The 14,209-nt window shown below is 43.9% G+C and carries 11 protein-coding genes and 2 pseudogenes; 7 read left to right on the top strand and 6 right to left on the bottom strand.

Annotated features, from left to right (window positions below; translation table 11 throughout):
• Window positions 1–402: 402 nt before the first annotated feature.
• From F6K64_RS10465 to F6K64_RS10455, 3 genes are all read right to left on the bottom strand, one after another.
• Window positions 403–1,143: a calcium-binding protein gene (locus F6K64_RS10465; RefSeq protein WP_008183872.1), complete on the bottom strand. Its 741-nt coding sequence runs from the start codon at window positions 1,141–1,143 to the stop codon at window positions 403–405.
• 69 nt (window positions 1,144–1,212) lie between these two features.
• Complete coding sequence (locus F6K64_RS10460) at window positions 1,213–1,350, bottom strand: hypothetical protein (RefSeq protein ID WP_154659773.1); 138 nt, start codon at window positions 1,348–1,350, stop codon at window positions 1,213–1,215.
• A 133-nt stretch (window positions 1,351–1,483) separates the two neighbouring features.
• Complete coding sequence (locus F6K64_RS10455; RefSeq protein ID WP_044493068.1) at window positions 1,484–1,699, bottom strand: hypothetical protein; 216 nt, start codon at window positions 1,697–1,699, stop codon at window positions 1,484–1,486.
• A gap of 562 nt (window positions 1,700–2,261) precedes the next feature.
• On the opposite strand from F6K64_RS10455, the gene metH reads away from it, so the two are divergent.
• The 3 genes and pseudogenes from metH to F6K64_RS10440 all read left to right on the top strand — a co-directional run.
• Window positions 2,262–5,852: a methionine synthase gene (metH, locus tag F6K64_RS10450; RefSeq protein ID WP_008183867.1), complete on the top strand. Its 3,591-nt coding sequence runs from the start codon at window positions 2,262–2,264 to the stop codon at window positions 5,850–5,852.
• Window positions 5,853–6,147: 295 nt separating this feature from the next.
• Window positions 6,148–6,651: a hypothetical protein gene (locus F6K64_RS10445; RefSeq protein ID WP_008183865.1), complete on the top strand. Its 504-nt coding sequence runs from the start codon at window positions 6,148–6,150 to the stop codon at window positions 6,649–6,651.
• Window positions 6,652–6,995: 344 nt separating this feature from the next.
• Window positions 6,996–7,133 (top strand): annotated as a pseudogene (locus tag F6K64_RS10440) (antitoxin); the annotation flags it as partial.
• Between the two features lie 15 nt (window positions 7,134–7,148).
• On the opposite strand, the gene F6K64_RS10435 reads toward F6K64_RS10440, so the two are convergent.
• From F6K64_RS10435 to F6K64_RS10425, 3 genes are read right to left on the bottom strand one after another with little or no spacing between them, the layout of a single operon-like run.
• A complete protein-coding gene (locus F6K64_RS10435; RefSeq protein WP_008183861.1) occupies window positions 7,149–8,495 on the bottom strand; it encodes a bifunctional cobalt-precorrin-7 (C(5))-methyltransferase/cobalt-precorrin-6B (C(15))-methyltransferase in 1,347 nt (448 codons plus the stop codon).
• On the bottom strand, window positions 8,488–9,102 hold the full coding sequence (locus tag F6K64_RS10430) for a cobalt-precorrin-8X methylmutase (RefSeq protein ID WP_008183858.1): 615 nt from the start codon (window positions 9,100–9,102) through the stop codon (window positions 8,488–8,490). The genes F6K64_RS10435 and F6K64_RS10430 overlap by 8 nt, the downstream gene beginning before the upstream one ends.
• A gap of 54 nt (window positions 9,103–9,156) precedes the next feature.
• Window positions 9,157–9,963, bottom strand: a complete 807-nt coding sequence (locus tag F6K64_RS10425) for a DUF1868 domain-containing protein (RefSeq protein WP_044493066.1) — start codon at window positions 9,961–9,963, stop codon at window positions 9,157–9,159.
• A 160-nt stretch (window positions 9,964–10,123) separates the two neighbouring features.
• Between F6K64_RS10425 and F6K64_RS10415 the strand changes: the two are divergent.
• The 4 genes and pseudogenes from F6K64_RS10415 (at window position 10,124) to F6K64_RS10400 (ending at window position 14,071) form a co-directional block, all read left to right on the top strand.
• Window positions 10,124–11,502 (top strand): annotated as a pseudogene (locus tag F6K64_RS10415) (RNA-guided endonuclease InsQ/TnpB family protein).
• Window positions 11,489–12,487: a DNA polymerase III subunit delta gene (gene holA / locus F6K64_RS10410; RefSeq protein ID WP_287265398.1), complete on the top strand. Its 999-nt coding sequence runs from the start codon at window positions 11,489–11,491 to the stop codon at window positions 12,485–12,487. The pseudogene F6K64_RS10415 and the gene holA overlap by 14 nt, the downstream one beginning before the upstream one ends.
• A 336-nt stretch (window positions 12,488–12,823) precedes the next feature.
• Window positions 12,824–13,336, top strand: coding sequence for a DUF4168 domain-containing protein (locus F6K64_RS10405; protein WP_008183846.1), 513 nt, complete (start codon window positions 12,824–12,826; stop codon window positions 13,334–13,336).
• Window positions 13,337–13,624: 288 nt separating this feature from the next.
• On the top strand, window positions 13,625–14,071 hold the full coding sequence (locus F6K64_RS10400; RefSeq protein ID WP_008183844.1) for a DUF4168 domain-containing protein: 447 nt from the start codon (window positions 13,625–13,627) through the stop codon (window positions 14,069–14,071).
• The last annotated feature ends 138 nt before the right edge of the window (window positions 14,072–14,209 follow it).

Raw genomic sequence — 14,209 nt, 5'->3', positions numbered from 1 at the left:
TTACAGGAAGAGGCTGTTCGCGTAGCGTGACCTACGGTCAATCGTAGGGGGATGACCTGCTCCGAGTTACTGAGAAGCTTCATAGCTCGCCTACCTGTGCCGAAAGACTCTGCGCAAAATTCCTCCCACACTCATACTACGTATTGAGATGTGGGGCTCCTTTTGCCGGAAGCTGAAACAGCGATAGCATTTTTAGTTAAGATATAAAGAAGGGAACAGGGAAAAGTTGAGGGTATCTAAGGATGGGATGAATGCGATTGGCTTAGGTTAGGTTACGGGATTGACCTAAGGCCACGTTACGCGATCGCATTTTCTGCTTGAGGCGATCCCATCGTTCGATACCCAATTACCACTCAAAATTTACCCACACTTGCGACACTTCCGACACTCTCTTCTGGGAAATCAAGAAATAGTCGTGATTGCCCGACCAATATTAATTTGCAGGCCATCTAAGGATTCTTCGCTTTGGATAATACCAATCAGTTGCTCAGAACCGTTACCATCAAAACCGTCAGCATCGAAGAAGATTCCTAGACCGGAAACGCCATTAAGAAGCTCAACATCTTCTAATGTATACTCTATGGCTCCTTTCAGCTGAATAACATCTTTACCAGGTTCAAAGTCAGTAATCAAAGCGTAGCTTGGTGGGGGTTCTGTAGGAGGGGGCTGAATGATGAATCGAACTTGACTATCATCATAATAAACTGTCTGAGTATCTCCGAGAACGAAGGTATCTTTGCCTGAACCACCAGTGAGGGTATCCCTCTCCAACTGACCAGGTTGTTCGTCAAAGATATCCACACCAACTAAGGTATCATCACCACTGCCACCGTTGAGGGTATCTTTGCCAAAGCTACCCATTAAGTTATCGTTGCCACTCCCCCCAAACAGCCTGTCATTGCCAGTATCGCCATCAAGAATATCATCGCCCTGGTTTCCGAACAGGAAGTCATCATGTCCGCCACCGTTGAGGGAATCGTGACCTCTTCCACCAAATAGTAAGTCCGAATCATCCCCTCCATTTAGGGTATCATCACCTCTGTTGCCGATGAGTACGTCTCTGCCATCAAAACCATTGATCTCATCGTCAAACCGAGTACCAACGAGAGTATTATTCCCCTTATCACCGTTGATAACTGCCATGTTAATTTCTCCTTGTGTTTTTCCCCATTGGGAATCAAGCCTTCTATAGTTATTACAGACGATTTATTTCTAGTTGTATTGCCACATTGGCTGAAATTCAGAGTCTAGGTTGAATGGGTTAATCAGGGAATAGGGAGTAGGGAGTAGGGAGTAGGGAATAGGGAATAGGGAATAGGGAATAGGGAATAGGGAATCAAAAATTCTCACAATTCCGACATGGATTGCTATAGCAACCCACTGGGCAAAAGCAGCTTTAGGATAAAAAAAACTAGTTCGTTCTTTTAAGTAACTGACTCCAACCCGACCATTGCCTTTGCTGTAAACTCTACGCGGTAGCTCATTACCAATTCAAGCCAAGTTTCTCAGCTACTTCTTCTGCAGGAATACCAGGCTCTCCAAGTTGAGTGCGGTGAAGCGAATCAATCAACTCCTGCACAACCTCAGGTCTTAGTTGTTTATTTTTATCAGGATCGCTCAACAGTGCTTCTAGAGTTTCAGTGACTGTTTCTTGGATGAGGAGCTTACACTCATCAATAGTCAAGTCTTTAACTTGCATGGTCTTTTCCATCACATAATTACTCTATATTATAGCATTTTTTAGAGGAGATTGTCTTTCAGCAGTTTCTGGAATTTGGTACAATCGGCTAGCCAAAGTATAGCCAAGTTTTTAATCCCTGCGCTGCCTAACTTGTGCTGCACTTTAGGGACCGACTATCCCTTGGGCTTTTCCAAGAGATCCGTGCCGACGTAAACTGAGTCGTTAGCGCTGCATCTGTTAACTATAAGTATTATCAACGCTATAAATCTGGTTTAATGGGTTTACGAAACTAGTTTATTAACGTTGCACACTATTGAATTTATACTAATTATTTGATAATGTAATTTGTAAATTACTGTTTGTTTCACCCTTTAACTGAAGTTAATTAAACCCTTGAAATTATAAACATAAACTGTTGAAAAAAAACTAATTTGACCTAAAATTTAAATTATAGCAAAAATTAAATAAAATAATTTGGGTGATTTTTGATAAACTAATTATAAGAGCCGACATAAATGAATAAAATTCCGTAAACTGTCAACGGTCAACACACCACTGAAGTCAACAAATAACTGAATCTATGAATAGCCCTTTTCTCAATCACCTCCATAGCCCAAAGCGCCCGGTTATCGTATTTGATGGGGCAACTGGAACGTCTCTCCAAACCCAAAACCTCACCGCTGAAGACTTTGGTGGACCTGAGTACGAGGGATGTAATGAGTACCTTGTCCATACTAAACCAGAAGCAGTGGAAAAGGTGCATCGGGGCTTCCTGGAGGTGGGAGCAGATGTGATTGAAACGGATACCTTTGGGGGTACCTCGATTGTACTGGCAGAATATGATCTAGCTGACCAAGCCTATTACCTAAATAAAGCAGCTGCGGAACTAGCGAAACGGATGGCAGCGGAATACTCCACTCCAGAAAAACCTAGGTTTGTGGCAGGGTCGATGGGTCCTGGTACTAAACTCCCTACCCTGGGACATATTGATTTTGATACCTTGAAGAACGCCTATGTGGAACAAGCCTTAGGGTTGTATGATGGCGGTTCTGATTTGCTGATCGTTGAAACTTGTCAGGATGTGCTCCAAATTAAGGCAGCCCTGAATGCCATAGAAGAGGTATTTGAAAAAAAAGGGGCAAGACTGCCACTGATGGTATCGATCACTATGGAAGTGATGGGTACTATGCTGGTGGGGTCAGAAATTAATGCGGCGCTAACGATTCTAGAGCCTTACCCGATTGATATCCTTGGTCTTAACTGTGCCACTGGGCCAGAGCAAATGAAGGAACATATCAAATACTTATCTGAGTGTTCCCCATTTGTGGTTTCTTGTATCCCTAATGCTGGATTACCGGAAAATGTCGGAGGGCACGCTCACTACAGGCTTACTCCCATGGAACTGCGGATGGCACTGATGCATTTTGTAGAGGATTTGGGAGTACAAGTTATTGGTGGCTGTTGCGGTACTAGGCCAGCTCATATTGAACAGTTAGCAGAATTTGCCCAAACCCTGACCCCGAAGGAGCGAAATCCTAAGCATGAACCGTCAGCAGCATCGATTTACAGCTCCCAGCCTTATGAGCAAGATAATTCTTTCCTAATTGTTGGTGAACGGCTCAATGCTAGTGGTTCTAAAAAGTGCCGCACCATGCTGAATGCAGAAGATTGGGATGGATTGGTATCTTTGGCTAAATCCCAAATCCGGGAAGGGGCTAACGTCCTAGATGTTAACGTGGACTATGTGGGACGGGATGGAGTTCGGGATATGAACGAATTGGCCTCCCGTTTAGTCACAAATTCCACCTTACCCCTGATGCTGGACTCCACGGAATGGGAAAAGATGGAGGCTGGCTTAAAGGTGGTTGGGGGTAAGTGTATCCTGAACTCCACTAACTACGAAGATGGGGAACCTAGGTTCTATAAGGTACTGGAGTTAGCTAAAATTTATGGCGCGGGAGTGGTAATTGGTACTATCGATGAAGATGGTATGGCCCGGACAGCAGATAAAAAGTTTGAAATTGCTAAACGTGCTTATAACGATGCGATCGCATATGGTATCCCAGCTCATGAATTGTTCTTTGATACACTAGCGCTACCAATTTCCACAGGCATTGAGGAAGACCGGGAAAACGGCAAAGCGACAATCGAATCCATTCGTCGGATTCGGGAAGAATTGCCTGGGTGTCATGTTATGCTGGGGGTTTCTAATATTTCCTTCGGACTAAACCCAGCAGCAAGAATTGTGCTTAATTCCATGTTCTTGCACGAAGCAATGCAAGTGGGGATGGATGCAGCCATTGTTAGTGCTAGTAAGATTTTACCCTTAGCCAAGATTGAGCCAGAGCATCAAGAGGTTTGTCGAAAACTGATTTATGATCAGCGGGAGTTTGATGGGGATGTGTGTACCTATGACCCCTTGACCAAGTTGACTACCCTGTTTGAAGGGAAAACTACAAAACGCGATCGCTCTCAGGATGAAAACCTATCGGTAGAAGAGCGGCTCAAGCGTCATATTATTGATGGGGAACGGATTGGTTTAGAAGAACAACTGGAGAAAGCCCGAGAAAAATATCCTCCCCTGGAGATTATCAATACCTTTTTGCTGGACGGTATGAAAGTAGTAGGGGAACTATTTGGTTCCGGGCAAATGCAGCTGCCGTTTGTATTACAATCCGCTCAGACCATGAAGGCAGCAGTGGCCTATTTAGAGCCATATATGGAAAAATCCGAAGCCGGGAAAAATGCTAAAGGTACCTTTGTAATTGCTACGGTGAAAGGAGATGTTCACGATATTGGCAAAAATTTAGTGGATATCATCTTGTCCAACAATGGCTACGAAGTGATTAACTTGGGGATTAAACAGCCAGTGGACAATATTATTGATGCTTATGAAAAGCACAATGCGGACTGTATTGCCATGAGTGGGCTACTGGTGAAGTCTACTGCGTTTATGAAGGATAATTTGGAAACCTTTAATGAGCGGGGAATTACGGTACCAGTTATTCTAGGGGGTGCTGCCCTAACACCAAAGTTTGTCCATAAGGACTGCCAGAATACCTACAATGGTCAGGTGGTTTATGGTAAAGATGCCTTCTCTGACCTCCATTTCATGGATAAGTTAATGCCAGCAAAAGCAGCTGGTAACTGGGATGATAGTAAAGGCTTTATCGATGAGCTAGAGAATGGTGTAGCGGTTGAAGCTTCTTCCGAGTTAAAAGTTGACAAGTTGCAGGAGAATGGTTCAAAAGACAACTCTCAACCAGCAACTCCCCTTTCAACTCCTGTAGATACTAATCGTTCGGAAGGGGTAACCTTGGATATTGAGCGTCCAACACCGCCATTCTGGGGAACCAAGATACTTCAGCCAGAGGATATTTCCTTCGAGGAAGTCTTATGGTATCTGGATTTGCAGGCGTTGATTGCTGGACAATGGCAGTTTAGGAAGCCAAAGGACCAGTCGAGGGAAGAGTATAATCAGTTTTTGAAGGAAAAGGTTGACCCAATTCTGGACAAATGGAAGGAAAAAACTCTTGCTGAGAACTTGTTACATCCCCAGGTGGTGTATGGATATTTTCCTTGTTTAGCTGAGGGGAATTCCTTGATAATTTATGATGCTAAAGGGATGAATCCCGAAGGTGCTAAAGACTCGCAGGAATTGCAAGAGGTGGCACGGTTTGAGTTTCCTCGGCAACGGTCTGGTAAGCGTTTGTGTATAGCGGATTTCTTTTTACCGAAGGAGTTGGCAGGAGCAGGTCAATTCGATGTGTTCCCCATGCAGGCGGTAACTGTGGGTGATATTGCCACAGAGTACGCTAAGGAATTATTTGATGGTGATCAATATACCGATTATTTGTATTACCACGGATTGGCGGTACAAATGGCTGAAGCCTTGGCGGAGTGGAGTCATGCTCGGATTCGTCGGGAGTTAGGGTTCGCAGATCAAGAACCCGATAGTATTCGGGATGTGTTGGCTCAGCGCTATCAGGGTTCACGGTATAGTTTTGGCTATCCCGCTTGTCCAAATCTCCAGGATCAGTACAAGCAGTTGGATTTGTTGGAATGCGATCGCATCAAGTTATACATGGATGAGAGTGAGCAGTTGTATCCAGAGCAATCTACCACGGCAATTGTAGCTTATCACCCCATCGCTAGATATTTTACTGCTTGATCGGTCAGGTTTTTGACAGTGGATTAAGCCAGCCAGATTTCAGTTGATTAATACTGGAATCTTGCAGGATAGTTATTAATTTTAGGGTGGGCAGTGTTTATCAAGGTGCAAAGCCCAGCTTGGTGAATTTGTATAAAGCATTGCCCACCCTACTACATAAACTGGTAACAGACTCGAAAAAATTTCCACCCACCCATTTAATATTTACTCTTTATAATATATAATTATAAATTAGGTAAAACTAAAAAACGAAAAGTCATCGAACGTCGATGATCATAACCTTTGGTAAAGTGGGATGAGTGGTCAAGATAAAAGTCATAGGATACAGATAATTGTCGCTGTAATTGGCCTGGTTGGTCTACTGGGGGCAGCTGTGATCACGAATTGGCATAATTTATTTCCTAAGGAGATTACCAAGTCTCAAAATTTTGGTCCAGAAAAAGTAAGTTGTACTGGCAGTGGCCAAGTATGCAGTAACCGCTTCGCAATAGATGTAACAACGCGCGGTGTCTTAAAAGTCCAGTATGTCGTCCCCCCTACTCATTGCAGTCCAATAAAAATCCATTTCTACCTTGACGGTGAGCGTGTTACTTCTACAGATACCCTTGGGTGGAGGGGCGCATCTGGCCAGTTCAGTAGGCTTCCGTTGACCTCAGGTAAAATTGATCTTGGCCCTGTTTCCTCAGGAAATCATTCCATTAGTTTAGAGGCTGAAGGGAAAGCTGCGGGTTGTAATCGTGGGCAGCTCAATTCTTGGTTAGGGAATCTACAGGTCTGGACATCAGTTTTGGATAAGTAGTTCCGTAGGGTGTGTTAGGGGAGCCCTCATTTTTTCGGTAGCTAGAGTTGAGACACTCAGCCCCGTAACGCACCACTGTTAGGTCAAAGAATAAAAATGAGATCCACCCGAAAGTGCCAACCCTTTAATCTTTTGTGTGGGTTGATTGCCTATTGCTACTAGCTGGGATCCAGTTTTGGGAAGAAGATCATTCTGAGATAGAAGACCGATTTTTACTGCTAGCCATAAGTTCGAAAATGCGAATATTACTGATTATGCCTTGTTACCGATAACTAAAATATGTAATCATAATTATTTCATAAAAACAACTAAAAATCAAAGTCAATACTATCAATGATAAAACCATGAAACCAGAATATGACCTTGCCAACATGAAAAGCCGCCCCAATCCTTATGCCAAGAAATTAAAGCAACCAGTAACTTTGCCTTTGAGGATTGATGTAATAGAATATTTTGAAGCAAAGGCGCAAGAAAAAGGAATTTATTAACTCTCAAACTCAGCACTTCCAAGCTGTCAAAATAGTTATCGGATTGAGAGGATTAAACCGAGTTAGTTTTCCCACAGGTACCGACTTTGATAACTGCACCTGTAACCATTGATAATTCCAGTGATCCCCCCTAACCCCCCTTAATAAGGGGGGGAAGGAATTTGCTCTAATCCCGCGCTCGGAAGGAGGTAAACGTTTAGACTCAAACCAACTATAAGCTGTATTAGTATGCTCAACTGTTGCTAACGCTAACACTATAATACCATCGAGCTCTAAGCGAGTATCACAGTAATCCAAAATTGATTGCAAATTTCCACCACTACCGCCAATAAAAATACGATTTGGTGTTGGTAAATCCTTCAAAACATCCGGTGCTGATCCATGAATTGATGTAACATTATTAACACCTAAACGTTGACAATTTTGCTCAATCAAAGCACTACCCATGGCTGTTTTTTCAATAGCATACACCTGAGATGTCTTCGATAAACGAGCAATTTCAATGGAAACCGAACCTGTTCCTGCACCAATATCCCAAACTGTTTGCCCTGGTTTGAGTGCTAACTCTCCTAGTAACAGCAGCCTGATTTCTCGCTTGGTCATTAAACCAGGGCGATCGCTAAAACTAGTAAATGTCTGATCTGGTAATCCCAGTATCGGTAACGAGTCTGGATCCAGGGATTGGTCAAGGGAATCAGGGTGACGTAGTAATACCACCACATTCAGGGGAGCAAAGGTCTGGTTCAATACTGCTTCTACACCAAGACATTGCACCCGTTCATCCATACCTCCCAAATTTTCACATACCCAGAACTGGTAGCCACTGGGTAAATCTAGCGCTAGCAATAATTTAGCGATCGCTTCAGGTGTATTGCTGCCATCCGTCAGCACTGCAATCTTGTCAACTCCCTGCTTCAAGGCTGGGATTAGTTGTTCGAGAGAACGGCCATGAGCACTGATTACCTTAGCATCTTGCCAAGCAACCTTAATCCGACTGAAGGCTAACTGAATCGCACTGACATGGGGATGAAACCTCAGCCTTGAGGGGGGAAGTTGGCTTAGGAGCAATCGTCCTAAGCCAAAAAACAATGGATCACCACTCACCAACACTACGATTAGGGTATCGTGATCAGCACTATCGAGCTGCTTACGAATTAATTCAATAGCGTCAGCAAAATTCCCCAATACCAGTTGTGACCCTTGGTGGTTGGGAAAATAACCTAAATGGCGCTGACTTCCTACCAATAGCGTCGCTCGTTCCACCAGCTCCTTGACTTGATCAGTTAAGCTAGCTGCTCCATCTAAACCAATGCCCACTACATGGATGGGTGACCTTTGGGATGTTTTATTACTCACTATCCCAAGCCAATACCATTAATCCATTCAAAATAGCTGCAGCCACTGGAGACCCTCCTTTAGCTCCTTCAACCCGAATCTGAGGGATAGATATCTTTGCCAAAGCAGCTTTCGACTCGAGCACTGAAACAAACCCAACCGTTGCGCCAATCACCAAAGCTGGTTTGACCTGAGAGTGGGGCAACTGCTCACATAAAGCCAACAATGCCGTAGGGGCATTACCAATCACAAAAATAGCCCCTGGAAACTGCTCAAAACATCGGAGTAAACCTGTTTCCGTGCGCGTCTTTCCTGGCAGAGCTACTGGTGCCTGGTCTACTGCGACGATCAGGGGATTACCAAAGGTTTTTGCCACCATACTGGCTATCCCCTGTTTGACCATTCCGACATCTGTAACAATTGGTGCTCCCTGCCGCAGTGCAGAAATACCAGATGCGATCGCATTTTCACTAAACCGAAGCAGTTGGGCAAATTCAAAATCAGCCGTACTATGGATTACCCTGCGCACAATAGCATACTCAGCTCGATTAAACTGATGCTCCCCAATCTGTTGGTCAATAATGGCAAAACTTTGCTCCATAATCGGATGCATCGACAATGCTTTCATCTCAATCCCCAACCCATACTCTGCTCCAACTTAAACACTCAGCACGCTACCCACTCAAAACTCCAAAACTGGCCATTCCGGTTCCCGCAAGAAGCGCATCATATTGTCAAACTTCCTTAATTGAGCCTGCCTAATCGATAGTACACTCCCTTCTACTTCTAGGGCTTGGCCACTTAACTCGAATAGGATATTGCTAATGCGATCGCTATCCAATTCCTGGGGGATATCTCCGAAATATCCTAGAGTGATGTGAGCCGTAAAATGGTATTGCTGTTCAATACCTAGAGCCATTAAATCAGAATTTTGATAAATACACCGACGCAGTTGCGCAATCCGATTGTATGCCTGTTCATCCTTGGGCGCTAGACATACACCAATCGCTCTGGGCATGACCATTAAGCCCAACAGCTGCCAGCTAATGGGATTACCACCATTTGCTAAAGACGTTTCCTGGCTGATACCGACATACTTGTCGAAACTTGCCTGTATCGACTGAAGCAGTTGAGTTTCAAACTGTGGATTTTCAGCCGTGGCATCTCGGTAAGCATTTTCCCAAATCAAGTCAGCCAGGGTTAAATGAAAACTATCCGGGGGTATGGGTACCATTAAACCCGGGTCTAGTTGCTGGATCAGCTCTTTTTGGAGCTGCTGCATGTTATTATAGAATGTTGAATTATTCGTCTCTTCCTCCCAAGGTGGTGTGATTACAGTGTAACCAGGAAAAGGGGCAGGCTCTCTGCTGCCATTAGGGAGACGTTTAAACTTGGGTGACTCTTGGATATTGAGTAACTGCGATTGATAGGTTGCGGTTAGGGTCAGCCGTGTGACCCGATTTAGATAACTTTGATATGTATCGTCCAATTTTGCCCCCTTACGTGTTCTGATATGGGAATTTACCAAAAAGCGATGGTGAAAGCCCCTGTCTTTTAAGCAGGGGATGAAACCGAGCGAGCCCTCACAGCCGACACATTTATGTGTCCTGTTTATAGTATAATGAGTAATTAGCGAGGAGGTGATCCAAGTGTACGGCTGTCAGCAAGTTTTATTGAGTCCAGATCTTGAGTTATTGGCAATTCTCAACTTTTTATGCACACAATCTCAGAGATTGACAAACATGGGCATCTACTTTGCCCGTCAACTCTACTTTAAAGCTAATCGCTACATCGACAAGTTTGAGCTAGAAAAAGAATACAAGAGGTGCGACCCGTGGCGAATTTAATTCGCCAACGGAAAGCGCACCTAACCAATCGTCACTATAAGGCACTTCACTCCCAAGCAGCACAACAAATACTTCGTTCAGTGTACGAGTCCTTTAAATCCTACAAAGAATTGATTAAAGCATACCGAGAAGGGAAGATTGAGACTAGACCAAGACTGCCCAAGTATAGAAAAAAGGGAGGTTTGGCATTGGTCAGTTATCCCAAGCAAGCCTTAAGATTAATAGATGGAAACATAAGAATACCATTGGGCAGACAAGTAAAGTGCTGGTTTGGCATTGATAGTTTTAGATTACCTCTTCCTAGCAATATTAAATTTGATGACATCAGAGAATTAAGAATACTGCCAAGGAATAGATGTTTCTATGTTGAGTTGGTTTATAACAAAGGAATAGAAACACCAAGTGTAGAAATAAATAATGTACTTGGTATTGACCCAGGATTGGATAATTGGCTAACCTGTGTTTCTAATGTAGGAACTAGCTTTATTATTGATGGTAAGCACATCAAATCGATGAATCGTTGGTATAACAAACAGATATCAACAATCAAACAAGACAAACCACAAGGATTTTGGTCTAACCACCTAGCGGCGATAACTGAAAAACGTAACCGTCAGATGCGTGATGGAATTAACAAAGCCGCAAGACTGGTTGTCAATCATTGCTTGGAAAATCAAATTGGTCGAGTAATTTTTGGTTGGAATAAAGGAGGCAAACATGAGATAAGGCTAGGCAAAAAGACTAACTCGGAGTTTGTGCCAATTCCTACAGCTAGACTCAAAGAAAGAATTGCTCAGCTTTGTCAACAGTATGGAATCGAGTTCATAGAAACAGAGGAAAGTTATACCAGTAAAGCATCGTTCTTAGATGGTGACTATCTGCCAAAATATGGTGAAAAACCCGATGATTGGAAACCGTCAGGGAGAAGAACTAAGCGTGGTTTATACCGAACCACAATGAATTGGTATGTCAATGCGGATTGTAATGGTGCTGCCAATATAATACGTAAAGTAAGCAGAACGCTAGGTATTAGCCTAGACCGACTGGGTAGGGGCGTTTTGACTCGTCCCCACAGGGTTGTCCTGTGGTCAGTTAATAAGAAAACAGCGTGGAGTGACGTGGATTCATCCCGTCACGAAACATCCTTATTAGAATCCCCCGTCATTTATGCGGGGGAGTAGTCAACTCTATTGGGGAAAGGATGACTTTGCCATGGCTCAAGCCGTGGACAAACTGCGTCGATCCTTAGTTGACCCCAACTGGGCTAGTTTTAACTATGACAAAATTTCCCCAGACCAACCAGATGCTGTAATTCAAGCCTTGAATCAAGTCATGACTCCTCCGTTTGGCATGGGTGGACGTCTAGTGTGGTTAGTCGATACAACCGTTTGCCAGCAATGTTCGGACAATTTACTGGCAGAATTAGAGCGTACTATACCAGTCATTCCTAAACACTCCGTTTTGTTACTAACTACCCCCCATCGACCAGATCCACGACTCAAGTCCACGAAATTACTGCAACAGTACGCCGAGATTCAGGAGTTTGCTCTGATTCCCCCCTGGAAAACCCAGCAGCTAGTGCATCGGGTCAAGTCGTACTCCGTTGAATTTGGGATCAAACTAACCAATAGTGCGGCTGTTCTCTTAGCCGAATCCGTTAGCAATGACACCCGACAGTTATTCAACGAACTGGAAAAATTACGACTCTACGCGCTGTATGATAGCCAACCCTTATCAGAAAGTACCGTTGCCACCCTGGTAGTGGCTAATACTCAAAATACCTTGCAACTGGCAGAGGCGATTCGGCAAGGGGATGGGGCAAAAGCCTTAGAGTTGTTAGCTGCCTTGATCAACCACAATGAACCTCCTTTAAAGATTGTCGCTACCTTAATTACCCAGTTTCGTACCTGGTTGTGGGTGAAGTTGCTGGTAAGTGAGGGGGAAACTGATCCAAATGCGATCGCTAACACTGCCAATATCAATAACCCCAAACGAGTTTACTTCCTCAAACAAGACGTGGAGTTCCTTTCCCCCAAGCAACTGATCTCCACTCTGGGGGTGTTGCTGGAGTTAGACCATTACCTCAAAACCGGAGCAGACCCCCTTTCAACATTACAAACTAAGGTGATACAACTTTGTGAAATCTGTAACAGTTCAAGAGTTTAGAACCGTCAGTGGCTTCACCCAGGCTAGCTAAAAGGATTGAAGGTTAAATTCTTTTTATACTCATGCTTCATATTTACCAAGTAAGCATTCAGCCGTCAGCCGTGAGCTAAAAGCTCACGCTACTTGAGGTGCCGTCAGCTTATTTTATTTAAAAGCATCTCCAGTAGCCTGGCCAAAAGCCCAAAGCTGATAGCTGATAGCTGATAGCTGATAGCTTACATTCCCAATCCCCAGAATATCTTGCCTTATGAGGAACTTACCACCCATAAATTAATTCACATTAAACTAGCCCTTAGTGGTTTTGGTTATTGTTTGTTTTGCTCCTAATCTATCATCATGCTCACTGCTAACTCTCTAAAACTTAGGTTGACCCAACTTTTCTCCCAATCTCTCCTTGTGGGAGGACTTACTGCTATTAGTTTGCTCTCTGGATTTATCCCTGAGCTTTCTGAAGACTCTTATACCCTTGTGATTAGAACTTCAGCCTATGCTCAAGATGTCACCTCTGACATTAGTCCTAATGACGTCACTCAATATGCTGAAGTTCTATTACAAATAGAGCCTATTCGCGCATCTGCCTATGAAAAAATCACCACAATCCTAGGAGAGCAACCAGAAATTTTCTGCGATGACTCCGACAGCATCAATAAGCTGCCCTCCACCGCCCAAGAGATTGCTCAAGATTACTGCCAACAGTCAGAGGGAATTGTTTCTAAGTATTTTCCCGAAGGAGGAAATAAACGATTCAACGAAATTACTATTCAGATGCAAGATAATCAAAGTTTACGGGAACAGATTCAAAGTGAATTAGTGCGTATTCAACAAGCCAAATTTGACGCTAGCTTTTAGCTGGGGATAGCTCGAATCATCAGCCACTTATTCCCTTGACCCATAAGTTAAACCATAACGTCAACCATAATTAAATCGTTTTGGGAAAAGCGTAAGGGTCTCAACGTTCCTCTTGGGCAAGCAGTAAGACGAGTTGCACACCTGGGAATTATCAATCAAGTTTAGACCTATAGTGGTATAGTTACCTTGAAAACAACCATAATAGCTAGCCACTAGTAATAGTAAAAAATAGGCTAATCCAGCTTTCGGCTAGCCACTGCAGGTCGCTTATCTCCCAGAAAACGGCTAATGAACAAATTTATCTATCCCTTGGGATGGCTTGCCGGAATGATAGTGGTTTTGGTTGGATGTTCTTCCAGTCCAGACCCTGACCCCACCGCAGCTATCCCCACAGTAGCGTCAGATGCAGTAAAGAGTCAGGAATTGAAGAATTACGCCAAAGCTGTTCTGGCGATCGATCAAAATCGTCAAGGTGTCTATGAGGATATTCAGGAATTAACCAAAGACAAAGACAAGATAGTTCCTGAAATTAACTGCACCCAAGTAAAAACCATCGCAGGTCTACGTCGAAATATCCAAGATCTGGCTGTAAACTACTGTAAGCGCTCGAAAACCATTGCTGAAAGTCATGACTTGACCATATCTCGATTTAATTCCATTACCGTTAGCGCCCAATCGGATCAGAAGTTACAACGGCGCATCCACAATGAACTAGTTCGCTTACAACAAAATTGACAATATGTCAAGCTTGTAGGGTGGGCAAAAGCGGTCAGCGGTCAGCGGTCAGCGGTCAGCGGTCAGCGGTCAGTAGTCAGTAGTCAGTGGTCAGCGGTCAGTAGTCAGTGGTCAGCGGTCAGCGGTCAGCGGTCAGCG

It is taken from the genome of Moorena sp. SIO3A2 (assembly GCF_010672265.1).
Classification (GTDB): Bacteria; Cyanobacteriota; Cyanobacteriia; order Cyanobacteriales; family Coleofasciculaceae; genus Moorena; species Moorena producens.
The sequence above is the reverse complement of the archived record's forward strand: the minus strand, read 5'-3'. Positions and strand labels throughout refer to the sequence as shown.